The organism is Streptomyces sp. NPDC052773, from assembly GCF_044547145.1.
Lineage (GTDB): Bacteria > Actinomycetota > Actinomycetes > Streptomycetales > Streptomycetaceae > Streptomyces.
The window spans coordinates 211784-228882 of the sequence record NZ_JBITZX010000001.1; the positions used below are offsets into that span (position 1 = coordinate 211784).

At 70.0% G+C, this 17099-nt stretch carries 18 protein-coding genes and 1 tRNA gene; 8 read left to right on the forward strand and 11 right to left on the reverse strand.

The features are described 5' to 3' along the window. Window positions 1-5: 5 nt before the first annotated feature. The gene (locus tag ACIG0D_RS00945) at window positions 6-1025 is read right to left on the reverse strand and encodes a carbohydrate ABC transporter permease (protein ID WP_399795466.1); all 1020 of its coding nucleotides are present in this window, start codon (window positions 1023-1025) and stop codon (window positions 6-8) included. A gap of 5 nt (window positions 1026-1030) precedes the next feature. Then, the gene (locus ACIG0D_RS00950; protein WP_399795467.1) at window positions 1031-2347 is read right to left on the reverse strand and encodes an extracellular solute-binding protein; all 1317 of its coding nucleotides are present in this window, start codon (window positions 2345-2347) and stop codon (window positions 1031-1033) included. A gap of 359 nt (window positions 2348-2706) precedes the next feature. Here ACIG0D_RS00950 and ACIG0D_RS00955 point away from each other — a divergent pair, with 359 nt between their 5' ends. Then, window positions 2707-3762, forward strand: coding sequence for a LacI family DNA-binding transcriptional regulator (locus tag ACIG0D_RS00955; protein ID WP_399795468.1), 1056 nt, complete (start codon window positions 2707-2709; stop codon window positions 3760-3762). A gap of 15 nt (window positions 3763-3777) precedes the next feature. Here the strand turns inward: ACIG0D_RS00955 and ACIG0D_RS00960 are convergent, their stop codons facing one another. Continuing rightward, complete coding sequence (locus ACIG0D_RS00960; protein ID WP_399795469.1) at window positions 3778-4431, reverse strand: hypothetical protein; 654 nt, start codon at window positions 4429-4431, stop codon at window positions 3778-3780. 154 nt (window positions 4432-4585) lie between these two features. On the opposite strand from ACIG0D_RS00960, the gene ACIG0D_RS00965 reads away from it, so the two are divergent. After that, window positions 4586-4816: a hypothetical protein gene (locus ACIG0D_RS00965; RefSeq protein WP_399795470.1), complete on the forward strand. Its 231-nt coding sequence runs from the start codon at window positions 4586-4588 to the stop codon at window positions 4814-4816. Window positions 4817-5188: 372 nt separating this feature from the next. Here ACIG0D_RS00965 and ACIG0D_RS00970 read toward each other — a convergent pair whose 3' ends face one another. Continuing rightward, window positions 5189-5764: a DUF6415 family natural product biosynthesis protein gene (locus ACIG0D_RS00970; protein WP_399795471.1), complete on the reverse strand. Its 576-nt coding sequence runs from the start codon at window positions 5762-5764 to the stop codon at window positions 5189-5191. A gap of 231 nt (window positions 5765-5995) precedes the next feature. Here ACIG0D_RS00970 and ACIG0D_RS00975 point away from each other — a divergent pair, with 231 nt between their 5' ends. From ACIG0D_RS00975 to ACIG0D_RS00985, 3 genes are read left to right on the forward strand one after another with little or no spacing between them, the layout of a single operon-like run. Beyond that, on the forward strand, window positions 5996-6256 hold the full coding sequence (locus ACIG0D_RS00975) for a hypothetical protein (protein ID WP_365757745.1): 261 nt from the start codon (window positions 5996-5998) through the stop codon (window positions 6254-6256). After that, entirely contained in the window at window positions 6228-6755 is a 528-nt protein-coding gene (locus ACIG0D_RS00980) for a DUF6879 family protein (RefSeq protein ID WP_399795472.1), read from the forward strand. Before ACIG0D_RS00975 ends, ACIG0D_RS00980 begins: the two co-directional genes overlap by 29 nt. 21 nt (window positions 6756-6776) lie before the next feature. Continuing rightward, window positions 6777-7625, forward strand: coding sequence for a helix-turn-helix domain-containing protein (locus ACIG0D_RS00985; protein ID WP_399795473.1), 849 nt, complete (start codon window positions 6777-6779; stop codon window positions 7623-7625). 74 nt (window positions 7626-7699) lie between these two features. Here ACIG0D_RS00985 and ACIG0D_RS00990 read toward each other — a convergent pair. The 4 genes from ACIG0D_RS00990 to ACIG0D_RS01005 all read right to left on the reverse strand — a co-directional run bounded on the left by ACIG0D_RS00990 (window position 7700) and on the right by ACIG0D_RS01005 (window position 10577). Beyond that, a tRNA-His gene (locus ACIG0D_RS00990) sits at window positions 7700-7772 on the reverse strand. Between the two features lie 112 nt (window positions 7773-7884). Further along, window positions 7885-8493 (reverse strand): oligoribonuclease, encoded by a 609-nt coding sequence (gene orn, locus ACIG0D_RS00995; protein WP_399795474.1) that lies wholly within the window; start codon window positions 8491-8493, stop codon window positions 7885-7887. A 118-nt stretch (window positions 8494-8611) separates the two neighbouring features. Further along, window positions 8612-9895 carry a helix-turn-helix domain-containing protein gene (locus ACIG0D_RS01000; protein ID WP_399795475.1) on the reverse strand — a complete coding sequence of 428 codons (1284 nt, stop codon included), beginning with the start codon at window positions 9893-9895 and terminating at the stop codon, window positions 8612-8614. A gap of 379 nt (window positions 9896-10274) precedes the next feature. Further along, a complete protein-coding gene (locus tag ACIG0D_RS01005; protein ID WP_399795476.1) occupies window positions 10275-10577 on the reverse strand; it encodes a hypothetical protein in 303 nt (100 codons plus the stop codon). Between the two features lie 315 nt (window positions 10578-10892). Between ACIG0D_RS01005 and ACIG0D_RS01010 the strand changes: the two genes are divergently transcribed. Together ACIG0D_RS01010 and ACIG0D_RS01015 are read left to right on the forward strand one after the other, a co-directional pair. Next, window positions 10893-11420, forward strand: coding sequence for a universal stress protein (locus ACIG0D_RS01010; protein WP_399795477.1), 528 nt, complete (start codon window positions 10893-10895; stop codon window positions 11418-11420). Window positions 11421-11570: 150 nt separating this feature from the next. Beyond that, window positions 11571-12128 (forward strand): GPR1/FUN34/YaaH family transporter, encoded by a 558-nt coding sequence (locus ACIG0D_RS01015; RefSeq protein ID WP_399795478.1) that lies wholly within the window; start codon window positions 11571-11573, stop codon window positions 12126-12128. A gap of 172 nt (window positions 12129-12300) precedes the next feature. Here the strand turns inward: ACIG0D_RS01015 and glmS are convergent, their stop codons facing one another. From glmS to ACIG0D_RS01030, 3 genes are all read right to left on the reverse strand, one after another. Beyond that, window positions 12301-14118, reverse strand: coding sequence for a glutamine--fructose-6-phosphate transaminase (isomerizing) (gene glmS, locus ACIG0D_RS01020; RefSeq protein ID WP_399795479.1), 1818 nt, complete (start codon window positions 14116-14118; stop codon window positions 12301-12303). Between the two features lie 24 nt (window positions 14119-14142). Then, on the reverse strand, window positions 14143-14400 hold the full coding sequence (locus ACIG0D_RS01025; RefSeq protein ID WP_365757677.1) for a hypothetical protein: 258 nt from the start codon (window positions 14398-14400) through the stop codon (window positions 14143-14145). Between the two features lie 96 nt (window positions 14401-14496). After that, window positions 14497-15375: a DUF4429 domain-containing protein gene (locus ACIG0D_RS01030; protein ID WP_399795480.1), complete on the reverse strand. Its 879-nt coding sequence runs from the start codon at window positions 15373-15375 to the stop codon at window positions 14497-14499. 91 nt (window positions 15376-15466) lie between these two features. On the opposite strand from ACIG0D_RS01030, the gene ACIG0D_RS01035 reads away from it, so the two are divergent. After that, entirely contained in the window at window positions 15467-17050 is a 1584-nt protein-coding gene (locus tag ACIG0D_RS01035) for a beta-N-acetylhexosaminidase (RefSeq protein ID WP_399795481.1), read from the forward strand. Window positions 17051-17099 lie beyond the last annotated feature (49 nt).

The following is a 17099-nucleotide window of genomic DNA, read 5'->3' on the forward strand; positions in this document are numbered from 1 at the left end:
TTCTCCTAACTACTGGCGCGCAGCCGGCGCGAGATGACGTAGTTGACGATCCCGATCACGATGAGGATCAGGAACATCGTCCAGGCGATGGCGGAGGCCCGGCCCAGGTGCTGGTTCACCCAGCCCTGCTCGTACAGATACAGGCCGAGCGTCTGGAACTGGTGCTGGGATCCGCCCGAGGCGCCCTTGTTCGCGTCGAACAGCAGCGGCTCGCCGAACAGCTGCGAGGCGCCGATCGTGGAGACGACACAGGTGAACAGGATCGTCGGCCGCAGCGACGGCAGGGTCACGTGGAAGAACTGCTGCCAGCGGTTGGCGCCGTCCAGCGCCGCCGATTCGTACAGGTCCTGCGGGATCGCCTGCATCGCCGCGAGATAGATCAGCGCGTTGTAGCCGGTCCAGCGCCAGATGACGATCGTCGACACGGCGATCTGGGAGGCCCAGGTCTCGTTCTGCCAGTCGATGTTGTCGATGCCGACCAGGCCCAGCGCCCAGTTGATCATGCCGTAGTCGCGGCCGAAGAGCAGCACGAAGACCAGCGAGGCGGCGGCGATCGAGGTCGCGTACGGCGCGAGCATCGCGACCCGGTAGAACGTCGAGGCGCGCAGCTTGTAGTTGAGGATGTGGGCGAGGCCCATGGCCATCAGCAGCTGCGGGACGGTCGAGATGATGCCGATCGTCAGGGTGTTCTGCGCCGCGTTCCAGAAGAAGTCGTCGTCGAAGATCCGGGTGTAGTTGCGCAGGCCCACCCAGTCCATGTCGGTGGGCGCGGTCAGTTCCACCTTGTGCAGCGAGGCCCAGCCCGTGTAGATCAGCGGGAACAGGCCGAAGGCCACGAACAGCAGGAAGAACGGGGAGACGAACGCGTACGGGCTCCAGCGCACGTCCCGCTGCCAGCGGCGGGACAGCCGGGCCCGTCGGCGCCGCTCCTTGTCGGCGGCGGCGGGGTCGCCGGGCGGGCGGCCCGGGGCCGCGCCCCCCTCCTTGGAGGGGGCCGCGGCGGCGGTGTCGTGCCCAGTGGTCATACGGGTCACTGGTCCAGGTTGTTGTCGATGGTCTTCACGGCGTTCTCCCAGGCCTCCTCGGGCGACTTGCCCTGGGCGACCAGGATGACGCCGTTGTCGGTGAGGCCCTGCTGGATGATCTGGTCCTTCGGGCCGATCACCTGGACCGGGGCGTTCTTGGCGGCCTCGGCGAAGATCTCGCCGATCGGGGCGTCACCGGTCATGTCGTTCTTGGCTCCGGTGACCTCGGGCATGGTGTACGCGCCCGGGGTGCTCGGGAAGCTGCCCTGCACCTTGAACAGCTTGGCCTGCTGCTCGGGCGCGGTCAGCCAGGCGGCCAGCTTGGCGGCCTCCTCGGTGTTCTTGCCGGACTTCGGCACGGCGAGGAAGGAGCCGCCCCAGTTGCCGGACTTGGGCGCCTGGGCGACGTCCCACTTGCCCTTCGCCTCCGGCTTCGACTTGCCCTTGATGTAACCGAGCATCCACGGCGGGCAGGACATCGCGGCGAACTTGCTGTTGGCGATGGTGGTGTCCCAGGCGGGCTGGAACTGGGTCTGGTTGCCGACGAGCCCGTCCTGCGCGGCCTCCGCGGTCAGGTCGAAGGCGGCCTTCACGGCCGGGTTCTTCTTGTAGACGACCTTGCCGGAGGAGTCGTAGAACCGCTCGGTCTCGCTGCTGAGGATCGCGTTGATCAGGCCGCCGGGGGAGTCCATGAAGGTGGTGCCCTCGGGCGCCTTCTTCTGGTAGTCGCGGCCGACGTCGACGAACTTCTTCCAGTCGCCCGCCCACAGCTTGGCGACTTCCTCGCGGTCGGTGGGCAGGCCGGCCTTCTCGAAGAGGTCCGTGCGGTAACAGATGGCCATCGGGCCGACGTCGGTGCCGAGACCCACGGTCTGGCCGTCGGGGGTGGTGGCCTGCTGCCACTTCCACTCGAGGTAGTCGCTCTTCTTGCCGTACTTCGACAGGTCGAGCAGCTTGTCGGACTGGGTGGAGACGATCTCGGCGATGTTGCCGACCTCGACACCCTGGATGTCCATCAGACCGCTGTTGGTGGTCAGGTGGTTGACCAGCGCGGGGTAGTAGTTCTCGTTGCGCTCGACGACGTTCTCCTTGATGACGACGTCGGGGTTGAGCTTCATGTACTCGTCGTAGAGCCCGGCCTCCTTGAAGCCGAACGTGCCGAAGAGTCCCAGGGTGATGGTGGTCTTGCCGCCGGCGTCCCCGTTGCCGGACGGGGACTCGTTCTCGCCGTCGTCGGCACAGCCGGCCAGCAGCCCGGTGCCCAGCGACGCGACGGCCGCGAGGACGACCGCCTTGCGGCGGATTCGGGTAGATGCTCGCATTGGGTCCTCCTGTTGCCCTGACGTGCCGACCCCCCGGCCAGAATTTCTTGCTTGTCCCGTGGTGCAAGGTGGTGCGTGATGCGTGGGTCTTGCCTGATGCTGTGTGACGCTGCGGCTCGGGCGGGGAACGTGCGGGATGTGTATGTGCCAGGTAGTGTGGGAGCGCTCCCATCGGTGATGTGTTGAAGGTTCGTGGGTTCGAGCGGGGGTGTCAAGGGACCGGACGCGGAGAGATGCGTTCAGTTATCGGCCTGTTAACTGGAATCCGCCGGTCGGGATCGCCCGCCCTCCACCGGGGCCGGACGGCCGAACCACTGTTACATTCCAGGCCAACGGGTGTACGAGGGAGGGCGAAGCCCATGGCAAGCCACGGAGCGCGAGGTCGCAGCGGCGGGCGGCCGACCCTGGAGGAGGTCGCCGCACGCGCCGGAGTCGGCCGCGGCACGGTCTCCCGGGTCATCAACGGCTCCCCGCGGGTCAGCGACGCGACCCGGGCGGCGGTGGAGGCGGCGGTCGCCGAACTCGGTTACGTCCCGAACACGGCCGCCCGCGCCCTCGCCGCCAACCGCACCGACGCGATCGCGCTCGTCGTCCCCGAGCCGGAGACCCGCTTCTTCGCGGAACCGTACTTCTCGGACATGCTGCGCGGTGTCGGCGCGGAGCTCTCCGACACCGAGATGCAACTCCTGCTGATCTTCGCGGGCAGCGACCGGGAGCGGCGCCGGCTCGCCCAGTACCTCGCCGCCCACCGCGTCGACGGCGTCCTCCTCGTCTCGGTCCACGCCGACGACCCGCTCCCCGACCTCCTGGCCCAGCTGGAGATCCCCGCGGTGATCAGCGGTCCCCGGTCCGCGGCGGAGACCCTGACCTCGGTCGACTCCGACAACTACGGCGGCGCGCGCTCCGCCGTCGAGCACCTGCTCTCCCGTGGCCGCACCCGCATCGCCCACATCACCGGCCGCCTCGACGTCTACGGCGCCCAGCGCCGCGTCGACGGCTACCGCGACGCCCTCACCGACGCCGGCCACGAGGTGGACGAGAGCCTGATCGAGCCGGGCGACTTCACCGAGGAGGGCGGCCGGCGCGCGATGACCGAACTCCTCGCCCGCCACCCCGACCTGGACGCCGTCTTCGCGGCCTCCGACGTCACGGCGGCGGGCGCCCGCCACGCCCTGCGCGAGGCCGGCCGCCACATCCCCGACGACGTCGCCCTCGTCGGCTACGACGACTCCGCGATCGCCCGCCACATGGACCCGCCCCTCACCAGCGTCCGCCAGCCCATCCAGGAGATGGGCCGCCGCATGATCGACCTCCTCCTGAACGAGATCGCCGACCGCAGGCCGGCGGTGTCCCGGGGGCTGGAGCGACGGCAGGTGGTGCTGGCGACGGAACTGGTGGAGCGGGCTTCTTCGTAGCAGCGCGCGTACGGATCAGCCCGTGATCGAGAAGAAGATCGTGTCCTGGGTGTACCAATCGATCTTCGCCATCGCGTACTCCCACTCGGAGTGCTCGAACTCCAGCTTCTCGATGAGTTCCCGGAGGTCGTACCGGAAGCTCTCCTCCACCTGGTCGAGCACCGCGCGATAGGCGTCGGCGGCCGGCTTGGCCTTGGCGAGCGGGAACATCCCGATGTGCGGTCCGTCCACCGGGTACGGGATGCGGAAGGGGATCTCCTCCGGCGGGCCGGAGAAGAGGTACTGGTGGAAGAGGAGGTCGGCGCTCACGCCGCAGCGGCTCAGCTCGTCGTCGAGCAGCCCGAAGAAGGTGGAGGGCTTGGAGTACACGCCCAGCTCGGCGGGGTCCGAGCCGTTGCAGTCGATGATGTGCTGGAGCGCGCGGTGGTAGGCACCGGCCGCGTAGGAGGCGTCCGAGTCGGCGTGACCGGCCACGAGATGGTCCAGCGCGTCGGGTATGGACAGACCCCAGTCGATGCCCTGATGCTCGAGATCCGCCTGGCTCCTGCGCGCCCGCTCGCGCACCATGCCCAGCACACGCTCCTGGTCGGCGGTGAGGTTCCCGGCGGCGCCGAGGAAGGAGAGGACGTCGGCCTTGTCGGCGGTGTTGTAGGAGATGATCCGGCTCATGATCGTCATCCTGTCAGCCGCCACTGACAATCCGGAGGCCGAGCCGTTGCCGGCCCTGACACCCTGATCCGGCTCGCCGACGCGATCGATGTGCCGCCGGGCGCCCCCGGCCGCGCCTCGTACCTTCGGCCGGACCTCCGGCATGCTCAGGTATATGAGCGCCTACAGCAGCGACCCGGACCTGAAGGTCACCGACGCCACGGGCAACGGCGTCGAGGTGGATGTAGCGACGAACCTGCTGAACGGCACCGTCCGCCTGTCCGTGTTGTGGACCCAGGAGATCCACCTGCACCCCGATGACGCCGAACGGGTAGCCCAGTCACTGCTACGAGCCGCCGAACACGGCCGACACATCGCGGAAGCGGGTGAGTGTCCAACTGTGTGACAACGGTGACACACAGCCGCACACGGCCGGGTATCGCCGGTTCGAATCCCGGGGGAACCAAGCCCGAACAGGCGCGGAGCATCAGACAGGCCCCTCGGAGCGATCTCCGAGGGGCCTGTCTTCCTCATCAGCAGACATGTGACCGCGTGGGCAGCCCCGACTCACGCTCACATGCGGCGCGTCATCGCGGGCGAGGGCCGCTCAAGGAAGCCGTGTGATGGTTGCGGATCTCCACGTTGCAGTCGCTGACCCGTGAGTGATCACCGCTCGCTGCCGCTTCGGTGCGCTGTCGGGCGAGGGCCTGACACACCTCGCAGGCCGGTGGTGGGGCGGGCCAGGCGAGGGGCAGGCCGAGGTGGATCGCCTGAGGAGTCACGGCAGCCTCCTGTCCGGCGCGGGAGCGGGGTACTTCACCGCTTGGCGGTACGCCCTGTAGAGCCGGGCGGCGTCCGGGCACGGCAGGTTGGCGTTGGCGCCGGTCTCCTCGTCCCTGGTCTGGCAGGTCGGGCAGGTGAGGCAATGGTCCGCCAGGTGCAGGAACGCGGCGGTGTCCGGGGCGATGACGGTGGGTTGCTCGCCGCTCAGGTTCTCGTAGTGGTCGCACAGGGCGTTGACGGAGCGGGCCAGCCGCTGGGCGTACGCGACCTGGGAGGGGAGGATCCGTCCGGGTGGTCGGCTGAGGCGGACGCGGGCCTGCATGACGGCGGAGTGCGCACAGGCACGCGGCACGTCGTCCTCGGGGAAGCGCTCAGCCAAGTCCTCCACGACCGGGATGGCCAGCGCGAGGTGGCCGCGCAGCTGGAGTGTCAGCGCGACCAGCTCGTCGTCGGTGGGGAGTCCGGCGTCCTCGGCCGGCAGGCGGCGCGCCGCCTCGCGCAGGACCTCGACGTCCAGTGGCGACAGCTCCGCTGTTCCCGGCCCGGACGCTGTGCCTGTGGCTTGCTCCATGTCGGCGCTCCTTCGCGCGTCGGCCGTACCCCAGGAGGTTCCACCGCCTCGCCGGAGTCTTCGCGTACCGCCGACGCTAGGAGTGTGGCCTGCTGCGCTGCCAGCAATGTTCACGAATGTTCATAGCTTCTCGTTTTGGCTGCTCGCACGGGAGTTCTGGGTATTGACCGCTCCTTGTCGACAGGGCAATGGTGTGAACGTCCGTGCACAGCCCGAGTGTTGGAGGCACAGATGCCATTACGGTTCATCGGCATCGACCCGCAGACCGGCCAGGGAGAGAGTCCGACTGTGTGGGTCGATGAGAGCAGAGGCGAACTGGTCATCCAGGGCTGGAAGCCCAGCCCGGAGACCGAGGCAGAGTGCGCGGCCACCGAGGTTCCCGGCCACGCCGTCGGTATCCCGGCTCACGAGCAGGTCGTGCGGGTGCCCGCCCGCATGGTGTCCATCCTGAGGGAGGCGTGCGATGTCGCAGAAGCTGCTCGACTTCGCTGAGCTGCTGGACAGTGCGCAACACAGCGCATACCACCTGGAGATGAGGGACTCCTACGCGGTCGCAGCCGAGGCCGACCCCTTCGCGCGCTGGCAGGAGACCGGCGAGGTCGACACCGACCCCGACTCGCCGTACTGGCGACCGTGGACGGAACTGGTCCGCCGCACTGTGGCCCGAGGTGTGGCGGTCAGGCGCGCCCGGATCGTGTCCGAACCTGTCAGCGACTACATCCGGTACGAGCACGCTGGGACGGTCGTGAACGTCGCCGCGGGCGAGGACGTCCGGTGGCTGCCGCGGCGGCAGGCATCAGACATCGCGCTGCCCGGCAACGACTTCTGGCTGATCGACGGCAAGGTCGTGCGGTGGAATCACTTCACCGGCTCGGGGGCCAGTGCGCCTGGAGAGATCAGCACGGACCCTGCGGCCATCCGCCTGTGCTTGGACGCTTTCGCGGCGGTTTGGAGACGGGCGATCCCGCACGACGAGTACAAGATCGACTAGCGCGAAGGGTCCACCCGCACCATGGCCACCTCCCCGTCCTCATCGGCGCAGGCCGCCCGCGAGCGGGTCGCGCGTCGACTGCGGGACCTGCGGACCGACGCGGGCCTGACCGGGACCGAGCTGGCCCGGCGGTGCGGTTGGACCCACCCCAAGACGAGCAGGCTGGAGAACGCACGCACGCCGCCGACGCCGGAAGACATCCGCCGTTGGTGCCGGGCCTGCGGTGCGGAGGATCAAGCGGACGACGTCATCGCCCAGTCCCGCGACGCCGAGCAGGCGTACACGGAATGGCGGCGCCAGGTCCGCGCCGGTCTGAAGCGTCTACAGGACAGCTACGTCGACCTGTTCCGGTCCACCGAGCTGTTCCGCGTCTACTCGCCGACCCTGGTGCCTGGCCTGCTCCAGACAGAAGGCTACGCGCGGGCCGTGCTCTCGGCCGCAGCCGACCTGCTGGACCTGCCCAACGATGCCGACGAGGCAGCGGCTGCCCGGATACGGCGCAACCAGATCATCCACCAGCCCGGGCATCGGTTCGTCATGGTCATCGAAGAAGGCGTGCTCTACCACCGCATGGGCGACACGGACGCGATGGCCGCCCAGCTCGGCTACCTCCTCACCGCCGGCGCACAGCCATCGGTGTCCCTCGGCATCATCCCCAGGACCGTGCGGCGAACCCTGTGGCCGCAGGAGGTTTTCCACGTCTACGACGACCAGCTGGTGTCCGTGGAGCTGATGTCCGCCCGCATCCGTGTCACCCAGCCCTCCGAGGTCGCCCTGTACGTCAAGGCGTTCGAGCAGCTGCGCGGCATGGCCGTGTACAGCGGCGACGCGAGGGCGCTGATCCTCCGTGCGATCGAGGCGCTGCACTGAGCCTGCGTACGGCCGAGCCCAAGAACGCGATCAGCCGGTAACTCTCTTCCGAGAGTCACCGGCTGATCACTCAGGGTGAGTGACGGGACTCGAACCCGCGGCATCCTGGACCACAACCAGGTGCTCTACCAGCTGAGCTACACCCACCATGACCGGCGACGGTTGACTTTGTCGTTTCCCCGACCGGCCGAGAAAAAGTGTACAGGGTCCGAAGGGGTGCTCGCGCACAGATTCCGCGGCGCCCCTCCCACGGGCCTCGTCAGCCCTGCTGAGCAGGGAGAACGTGCTTGGCGGCGATCGCCTTCGCGGTGTCCGAGTCGGGGCCGGGCTGCGGGACGAAGATCGCCTCGCGGTAGTAGCGCAGCTCGGCGATGGACTCGCGGATGTCGGCGAGGGCGCGGTGGTTGCCGTTCTTCTCCGGACTGTTGAAGTAGGCCCGGGGGTACCAGCGGCGCGCCAGCTCCTTGATCGAGGAGACATCGACGATGCGGTAGTGGAGGTAGTCCTCCAGGGTGGGCATGTCCCGGAGGAGGAAGCCGCGGTCCGTGCCGACCGAGTTTCCGCACAGCGGGGCCTTGCCCGGTTCCTTCACGTGCTCGCGGACGTACGCCAGGACCTGCTCCTCGGCGTCCGCCAGCGTCGTACCGTTCGGGAGCTCCGCGAGCAGCCCGGATGCGGTGTGCATCTCCCGCACCACCTCCGGCATCGTCTCCAGCGCCCGCTCCGGCGGCCGGATGACGATGTCCACACCCTCGCCGAGCACGTTCAGCTCCGAGTCGGTGACGAGGGCGGCCACCTCGATGAGCGCGTCGTCGGACAGCGAGAGGCCGGTCATCTCGCAGTCGATCCACACCATGCGATCGTTCATGCGTCCACATTACGGCCGACCGCGGGGCCCCGATCCCCCGCGTGGGGCGCGCACCGCGCCGGAAAACGCCGCGGGGCCACGAGGAGGTTCCTCGTGGCCCCGCGGCGCGGTCGCACGGTCACGTTCCGCTGCGCTGGCCCGGCAGGCCGACGCGGGACGGCACATAGGCGTCGCGGTGGTCGGCGGACATCGACGCGGAGGAGCCCACCGCGCTCGCGGCCGCCGTGCGGCGGGCCTGGAGCGGGACCGGGTGGTCCTGGTGGTGGTGCGCGGCGGCGTGCCCGGACTGGCCGGCGCCGCCCGGACCCTGCTGACCCGCGCCCATCCCGAGGGCGGCCGGGCTCTGCGTCTGCGTGTTCTCCGCGTCGGCCTGCTTCTCAGCCTGCGGCCGGCGCGCCCGGTACGCGGCGCGGTACGCCGCCGGGGACGAGCCGAGCTGACGGCGGAAGTGGCCGCGCAGCGCGACGGGGGAGCGGAAGCCGCAGCGGCCCGCCACCTCGTCCACCGAGTAGTCCGACGTCTCCAGTAGCCGCTGCGCCTGGAGCACCCGCTGCGTGATCAGCCACTGGAGGGGGGCCGACCCCGTCAGCGAGCGGAACCGGCGGTCGAAGGTACGGCGGCTCATGTACGCGCGGGCCGCCAGCGTCTCCACGTCGAACTGCTCGTGGAGGTGTTCCAGCGCCCAGGCGACGACCTCGGCGAGCGGGTCGGCGCCGATCTCCTCCGGTAAAGAGCGGTCCAGGTAGCGTTCCTGGCCTCCGCTCCGGCGCGGCGGCACCACCAGACGGCGGGCCAGGGCCCCGGCCGCCTCGTTGCCGTGGTCCGTCCGCACGATGTGCAGACAGAGATCGATACCGGCCGCGGTGCCCGCCGACGTCAGGACGTCCCCGTCGTCGACGAAGAGTTCGCGCGGATCCACGTGCACCGACGGATAGCGCTTGGCCAGCGTCGGCGCGTACATCCAGTGCGTGGTCGCGGGACGGCCGTCCAGCAGGCCTGCCGCGGCGAGGACGAAGGCGCCGGTGCACAGCCCGACGATGCGGGCGCCTTCCTCGTGCGCCCGGCGCAGTGCGTCGAGCGCTTCCTCCGGCGGCGGGGAGGTGATCGACCGCCAGGCCGGCACGACGACCGTGCCCGCCCGCGAGATCGCCTCCAGGCCATGCGGTGCGGTGAGTTCCAGTCCCCCCGTGGTCCGCAGCGGACCCTCCTCGCCGGCGCAGACCAGCAGTCGGTAGCGCGGCACGCCGGCGTCCTGGCGGTCGATCCCGAACACCGACAGCGGTATGGAACTCTCGAAGATGGGGCCGCCGCTGAACAGCAGCACCGCGACGATCTCCTTGCGGCGTCGCCCGGAGAGCTTCCGGGCCGCGGCGTCCGGCGCGGCAGTGGAGTCGTGGCTCATCCTGCTAAGCCCCCCTCGGTGGTCGCGGCTCCTCGGTTGTGTCGCTCCTGCACGTTTCCCCTCGGTCCTGCACGAGTCCCCCGCCGTAAAGACAGTCAAGATCGAATCTACTGCGTCACGCCGTGCCGGGGTGGCCAGTTCGGCACCAGGCACATTGTCGACTTGGCAACTTGGCGTAAAGCATTCGATCACGAAGCGTTGCACTCGCGGGCCGTGCAGGGAAGTGCGCCTCGTCGCAGTGGCCAAAGCACGTAGGGTGCGCGCATCGCCGGAGACCCTTTCCGTGCAGGTCAAACGGGGCGTGGAGGGTGTCCGGGACGGGGGATGCGCGACATTCAGAAGTTGGCTGAAAAGCTACGGGCGCGTGCGCGGAAACCGGTCAGCCGCCCGGTGTATTTCCCCGCCCGCCGGGCCGCCCGCCGCGGTGCGCGCCCGTGCCCGTCCGGTGGTGCCGGCCGCGGTGCGGAGCGGGCTCCTCCGCGAGCGTGCGGGACGCGCACCGCTCCGAGCGGCGCAGCAGCAGCCGGCAGGCGGCGGTCACGGCCGCGAGGCCGAGCGCGGTGCCGGCCGCGCCGGCGAGCGAGGTGCCGTACCAGAGGAGCACCACCGGGACGAGGACACAGCTGAACGCCGCCCAGCGGACGACGTCGGTCACGCTGTCCGGCCCGGACTGTGAGGACATGTGGTGTGCTCCCTGTGCCGCTCCCCGCGGCGGTGCGCGGGGATGGTTCACGGAGATCAACGGCCGGTTGGCCGGTCGGTCACCTGGCCGTGGCCTGAATCCTGCGCAAACCGCCTGTACGGGGCAGCAACCATTGCGTTACGGGCGCACCCTCGTGCATGCTCCGGTGAACCGCCACGGACGGTGCGCGGGATCTGGGCTAAGGAGGCGTGCCGCCGTACCCTTGGGGGTATGGGGTTGGGAAGATGATTCCCGGACACAGCTCCGCCGCACACTGTCGTCCCACCCATAAAGGATCACAACGCCGAGACAGCCATGGCCGGTCACGACTTCTTCGAACCCGCGGACCGCAAGCGGCCCGTCGCCGATCCCACGGCGGCCGAGCCCCTGGCGGCGGAAGAGCCACGCCACTCGTGCGACCCCGCCTTCAAGCATGGCGTCGTCGTCGGCTTCGACGGCTCCACGTCCAGTGAGCGCGCTCTCGCGTACGCGATCGGCATGGCCCGGCGTTCCCGGTCCGGCCTGATCATCGTCCATGTGGCCAACCGGCTGCCGACCACGGTGTGGGCGGGCTGCGAGCCCCCCGTCTTCGTCGACGTCCCGGACCACCGCACCGAGGTGCTGGGCCTGGAGCTGGCCTGTGCGGACTATCTCGCCGAGGTGCCCTGGATCCTGGTCGAGCGCGGCGGCGACATCTGTCACGAACTGGAAGAAGTCGGGCGGGAGTACGAGGCGGACGCGATCGTCGTCGGCTCCACGCACGGCATCGTCGGCCGCATCTTCGGCTCGGTCGCCGGGCGGCTCGCCAAGCGGGCGAAGCGTCCCGTCGTTGTGATTCCGTAACTCCCCTTTGTCCCAGGTGAGATGAGCCCTGGGAAACCCCAACTCCCTTTGTGCGCCGGATGAATCTACTCATGCGTAGATGTGTTTGTGCTCTTGTGAAGGGCATATACCGGTCACCGCACAACTGCACATGCATGAAGGGAGCCCGCCGTGGACAACGACGTCTCTGCGGGAAACACCACCACGATCGTCGGCCGACTCGCTCTCGGGGTCACCCTCCTCGCCGTCGGACTCGGCCACACCGGTGTGATCGACGGTGTGACGGCGGCGGACGCCGCGCCGCTCGCCCAGTACGTGGGCGGAATCGCACTGTTCCTCACCGGCCTGCTGGCGTTCCGCGACCGCGACACGGCGAGCGGCACGGCCTTCACGGCGCTCGGCGCGCTCTGGTTCACCTGGGCCGTCTCCGGTGACGTCTCCGCCAACGCGGCGGGGCTGTTCCTGCTGTTGTTCGCCCTCGTGGTGCTCTCGCTGACCCTGGCGGGCGGGGGGCAGCTCGCGCAGGCGTCGTCCGGGCTGTTCTGCCTGGCCCTGGTGCTGTGGGCCGTCGCGGCCTTCGCCGAGAGCGAGGGGGTCGCGAAGGTGGGCGGCTGGGTCGGCGTGGCCGCGGGGGCGCTCTGCTGGTACGCGGCGACCGCTGCGCTGGCTCACTGGCCGACGGTGCTTCCGCGGCGTGCTGCCGGCCGGGGAGTGACGGCCACCGGCTAGCTGCGCCGCCGGGGTGGGGGTCCGCCCCGGCGAAACGAGCGGCCCCCCGCGTGTCTGGGGCGACACGTGGGGGGCCGTTCTCGTGCGTCGGCCGCTGCGGGTGCGTTGTGGTTTCTCGCGCCGCGCGGCGGAGCCGCATATCGATACAGCCCCGCGGCCCAAGAGGGGTGCTTTACTCGACCGTTACCGACTTCGCCAGGTTCCTCGGCTTGTCGATGTCCCTGCCCAGGGCCAAAGCCGTGTGGTAGGCGAGGAGTTGGAGGGGGATGCCCATGAGGATGGGGTCGAGTTCGTCCTCGTTCTTGGGGACGACGATGGTCTGGTCGGCCTTCTCCTGCTCCTGGTGGGCGACCGCGAGGATCTTGCCGCTGCGGGCCTTGATCTCCTCCATGGCGGCGCGGTTCTTCTCCAGCAGGTCGTCGTCGGGGACGATCGCGACCGTGGGGAGGGCGGGCTCGATGAGGGCCAGCGGGCCGTGCTTCAGCTCGGAGGCGGGGTAGGCCTCGGCGTGGATGTAGGAGACCTCCTTGAGCTTGAGGGAGGCCTCGCGGGCGACCGGGTAGCCCCGGACGCGGCCGATGAAGAGCATCGAGCGGGCGTCGGCGTAGGCCTTGGCCAGCTTCTCGATCTCCTCCTCCTGCTCCATGATCTCGGCGATCTGCCCGGGCAGCTTGCGCAGGCCCTCGATGATCCGCTTGCCGTCGCGCACGGAGAGGTCGCGGGTGCGGCCGAGGTGCAGGGCGAGCAGGGCGAAGGCGACGCAGGTGTTGGTGAAGCACTTGGTGGAGACCACGCAGACCTCCGGGCCCGCGTGCACGTAGATGCCGCCGTCGGCCTCGCGGGCGATCGCGGAGCCCACCACGTTCACGATGCCCAGCACCCGGGCGCCCTTGCGCTTCAGCTCCTGCACGGCGGCCAGCACGTCGTACGTCTCACCGGACTGGGAGACCGCGATGTACAGGGTGTCGGGGTCGACGACCGCGTTGCGGTAGCGGAACTCGGAGGCCGGCTCGGCGTCCGCGGGGATGCGGGCCAGCTCCTCGATCATCTGGGCGCCGATCATGCCGGCGTGGTACGAGGTGCCGCAGCCGAGGATCTTCACCCGGCGGATCCGGCGGGCCTCGCGGGCGTCCAGGTTGAGGCCGCCGAGGTGCACGGTGGAGAACCGGTCGTCGATCCGGCCGCGCAGCACGCGGTCCACGGCCTCGGCCTGCTCGTGGATCTCCTTGTGCATGTAGGTGTCGTGGCCGCCCATGTCGTAGGAGGCGGCCTCCCACTCGACGGTGGTCGGCTCGGCCGTGGTCCGGGTGCCCTCCGTGGTGTACGTACGGAAGTCGTCGGCCTTCAGCGTGGCCATCTCGCCGTCGTCCAGGGTCACTATCTGCCGCGTGTGGGTGACCAGCGCGGCGATGTCCGAGGCGACGAACATCTCCTTCTCGCCGATGCCCAGGACGACCGGCGAGCCGTTGCGGGCGACGACGATGCGGTCCGGGAAGTCGGCGTGCAGGACGGCGATGCCGTAGGTGCCCTCGATGACGCGCAGCGTCTCGCGGACCTTGTCCTCCAGCTTCTCGGCCTGCGAGCGGGCGATCAGGTGGACGAGGACCTCGGTGTCGGTCTCGGAGAGGAACTCGACGCCGTCCGCCTCCAGCTTGCGGCGCAGGTCGGAGGCGTTGTCGATGATGCCGTTGTGGACGACGGCGACCTTGCCCTCGGCGTCGAGGTGCGGGTGCGCGTTCACGTCGGAGGGGGCGCCGTGGGTGGCCCAGCGGGTGTGGGCGATGCCCGTGGTGCCCTTGAAGCGGGCCGGGACCTTCGCCTCCAGGTCGCGGACGCGGCCCTTGGCCTTGACCATCTTCAGGCCGGAGGCCTTGGGGGAGGTCACGACGATGCCGGCCGAGTCATAGCCCCGGTACTCCAGGCGCTGGAGGCCTTCGAGGAGCAGCGGCGCGACGTCCCGCTTGCCGATGTATCCGACGATTCCGCACATATATGGGTGTTCCTAGCCGTAGTTCTAGCCGTAGACGATCCGCCGCAGCTGCCGGAGCGTGAGCTCCGGCGGGGCCACCGCACGGTATTTGAGGTCCGCCTCGATCCGTTCGAAGATCGTCGCGTTGACCAGGCCCTGGGCCTGGAGCTCGCGGTGGCGGCGACGGACGTATTCCTCGGTCGTCTCGTCGAAGAAGGCGAGCACGTCCTGGATCACGCGCAGCGCCTCGCCCCGGCTGAGGGGCGTGGACCGCGTCAGATGATCAACAAGTTCGTCGTGCACCCGGTAGATCCTGGAGTAAGGGGCAGGGTTTTGCAAGAATCCTGCCCGATTCCGGGCAGGGCCCTTGGGTGAGGGGCGTGAGGCCTGTGGCGCCGCTCACTGCATCCGCTTCAGCACCGCCTGCTTGGCCATCGTGAACTCGTCGTCCGTGAGGACCCCGGAGCGGTGCAGTTCGCCCAGTTCGCGCAGGCGGCGCAGCAGGGCGTCGTGGTCGTCCTCGGCGGCGGGCCGCGGGCCGGGGAGCGGGACGGCACCGGCCGCGGCGGGGGCGGGGGCGGGTGCCGACGGGTGCGGCAGGCGGGCCTGGACGGCCGCCGCGACCAGGGCCATCAGCGGGTCCTTCTTGAAGCCCCACAGCTCGACCGCGTTCGGGTCGTACTTCGGAGGCTGCTTGGTGGGCGCGTTGCGCACGGTGAAGCGGAGGTAGCCGTTCTCCAGTCCGGCCGCCGGCTGCCACTCCACGGCCAGGATGTCCTCGACGGGCAGGACGCGGGTGCCGGCGGCGGCCTTCGCGTCCTCCGTCTTCCAGTTCCACTCCAGCCGCACCCGCTCGCCGTCGAAGCTCGCCGTCGCGTCCCCCGCGGCGGCGGACAGCGGCACGGCCGGGCCCGGCAGCAGATAGCCGGTGACCGGATCGGCGGGCACCTGGTCCAGCAGCAGGGCGTTTCGCACCTCCTCGACGAAGTACTCGGCCACGCCGTACCGGTCCGGCTCCACGACCAGCTGGTAGGGGTCGTGAGGTTCGGTCAGCCGGCCGCCCGTCGCCTGGAGCAGGGGGTCGGCGCCGTCGCGCAGCCGCAGCCGCCCGGACTTCTTGCCCTGCTCGAAGGAGACGCCCGCCAGCGCGCCCAGGGGGACGACGAGTTCACCCAGGGTCCTGCGCAGCAGGCCGACGTTCTTGTCCCGCCCGGGAGTCAGCCGCAGCGCGTCGCCGTCGAAGACCCAAGTCCCGTCCTTCTGAAGGATTTCCGCCATGAGGGGATTGTTCCACCGGTTGTGCCGGGAGGGTTCTGCGGAAGAGCGGCCTGGGGGAGAGTGGTCTATACCCATTCCGAAGGGAGCACGTGTGAGACGGCACAGACTGCACCTTCTCGGTTCGCTGCTGCTGGTCGCGGCGGCCGGTGTCTTCACCTCCGGCGCGGCACCGACGCCCGCGCAGGTCCAGCCCCGGCCCCTCGGCCAGGTGATCCCGGCGCCCGCCTCGGTCGCCCCGGCCGGATCCCCGTACCGCATCACCGACGCCACCCGCATCCGCGTCGGTGACTCCCGCGAGGCCCGCGAGGTCGGCGAGTACCTGGCGGGCCTGCTGCGGCCCGCCACCGGCTACCGGCTGCCCGTCACCGGGCACGGCACCGGCGGCATCCGGCTCCGCCTCGCCCAGGGCCCCTACGGCGCCGAGGGATACCGCCTCGACAGCGGGCGCACCGGCGTCACCATCACCGCCGCCCGGCCCGCCGGGCTCTTCCACGGCGTGCAGACCCTGCGCCAGCTGCTGCCCGCCGCCATCGAGAAGGACACCGTCCAGCCCGGCCCCTGGCCGGTCGCCGGCGGCACCATCCGGGACACCCCGCGCTACGCCTGGCGCGGTGCCATGCTCGATGTCTCCCGGCACTTCTTCACCGTCGACGAAGTCAAGCGGTACGTCGACCGGTTGGCGCTGTACAAGTTCAACAAGCTGCATCTGCACCTCAGCGACGACCAGGGCTGGCGCATCGCGATCGACTCCTGGCCGCGCCTCGCCACCCACGGCGGCTCCACCGAGGTCGGCGGCGGGCCCGGCGGCTACTACACCAAGGAGCAGTACCGGGAGATCGTGCGGTACGCCGCCTCCCGCCACCTGGAGGTCGTGCCGGAGATCGACATGCCCGGCCACACCAACGCGGCCCTCGCCTCGTACGCCGAACTCAACTGCGACGGCGTGGCACCCCCGCTCTACACCGGCACCGACGTGGGCTTCAGCTCGCTCTGCGTCGGCAAGGAGGTGACGTACGACTTCGTCGACGACGTGATCCGGGAGCTGGCCGCCCTCACCCCGGGCCGCTACCTCCACATCGGCGGCGACGAGGCGCACTCCACCAGCCACGCCGACTATGTGAAGTTCATGGACCGCGTGCAGCCGGTCGTCGCGAAGTACGGCAAGACCGTCGTCGGCTGGCACCAGCTGACCGGCGCCACCCCGGCCAAGGGCGCGCTCGCCCAGTACTGGGGCCTGGACGGCACCAGCGCCGAGGAGAAGGCGCAGGTGGCGAAGGCGGCGCAGAGCGGGACGGGGATCGTCCTGTCGCCCGCCGACCGGGTCTACCTCGACATGAAGTACGACCGCACCACCCCGCTCGGCCTGTCCTGGGCCGGATACGTCGAGGTGAAGCGGTCCTACGACTGGGACCCGGGCGCCTATCTGCCGGGCGTGCCCGAGGACGCCGTGCGGGGCGTCGAGGCGCCGCTGTGGACGGAGACCATCGAAACTTCCGCGCACATCGACTACATGGCCTTCCCCCGGCTGCCGGGCGTCGCCGAGCTGGGCTGGTCGCCGGCCGCCACCCACGACTGGGAGGACTACCGGACGCGGCTCGCGGCGCAGGGGCCGCGCTGGGACGCGCTCGGCATCGGCTACTACCGTTCGCCGCAGGTGTCCTGGCCCGCGGGATAACCGCGGCGGACAGCGGACGGGCGCCCCGGAGGACCGTACTCCGGGGCGC

Bases quoted from the DNA above. Each gene is read 5' to 3' on its own strand.
- ACIG0D_RS00960 (WP_399795469.1), bottom strand. From the start codon at position 4,431: ATGAGCCGGATCATCTCCTACAACACCGCCGACAAGGCCGACGTCCTC.
- ACIG0D_RS00955 (WP_399795468.1), top strand. From the start codon at position 2,707: ATGGCAAGCCACGGAGCGCGAGGTCGCAGCGGCGGGCGGCCGACCCTG.
- glmS (WP_399795479.1), bottom strand. From the start codon at position 14,118: ATGTGCGGAATCGTCGGATACATCGGCAAGCGGGACGTCGCGCCGCTG.
- ACIG0D_RS00975 (WP_365757745.1), top strand. From the start codon at position 5,996: ATGCCATTACGGTTCATCGGCATCGACCCGCAGACCGGCCAGGGAGAG.
- orn (WP_399795474.1), bottom strand. From the start codon at position 8,493: ATGAACGATCGCATGGTGTGGATCGACTGCGAGATGACCGGCCTCTCG.
- ACIG0D_RS00950 (WP_399795467.1), bottom strand. From the start codon at position 2,347: ATGCGAGCATCTACCCGAATCCGCCGCAAGGCGGTCGTCCTCGCGGCC.
- ACIG0D_RS00970 (WP_399795471.1), bottom strand. From the start codon at position 5,764: ATGGAGCAAGCCACAGGCACAGCGTCCGGGCCGGGAACAGCGGAGCTG.
- ACIG0D_RS00945 (WP_399795466.1), bottom strand. From the start codon at position 1,025: ATGACCACTGGGCACGACACCGCCGCCGCGGCCCCCTCCAAGGAGGGG.
- ACIG0D_RS00965 (WP_399795470.1), top strand. From the start codon at position 4,586: ATGAGCGCCTACAGCAGCGACCCGGACCTGAAGGTCACCGACGCCACG.
- ACIG0D_RS01030 (WP_399795480.1), bottom strand. From the start codon at position 15,375: ATGGCGGAAATCCTTCAGAAGGACGGGACTTGGGTCTTCGACGGCGAC.
- ACIG0D_RS01010 (WP_399795477.1), top strand. From the start codon at position 10,893: ATGGCCGGTCACGACTTCTTCGAACCCGCGGACCGCAAGCGGCCCGTC.
- ACIG0D_RS00980 (WP_399795472.1), top strand. From the start codon at position 6,228: ATGTCGCAGAAGCTGCTCGACTTCGCTGAGCTGCTGGACAGTGCGCAA.
- ACIG0D_RS01005 (WP_399795476.1), bottom strand. From the start codon at position 10,577: ATGTCCTCACAGTCCGGGCCGGACAGCGTGACCGACGTCGTCCGCTGG.
- ACIG0D_RS00985 (WP_399795473.1), top strand. From the start codon at position 6,777: ATGGCCACCTCCCCGTCCTCATCGGCGCAGGCCGCCCGCGAGCGGGTC.
- ACIG0D_RS01000 (WP_399795475.1), bottom strand. From the start codon at position 9,895: ATGAGCCACGACTCCACTGCCGCGCCGGACGCCGCGGCCCGGAAGCTC.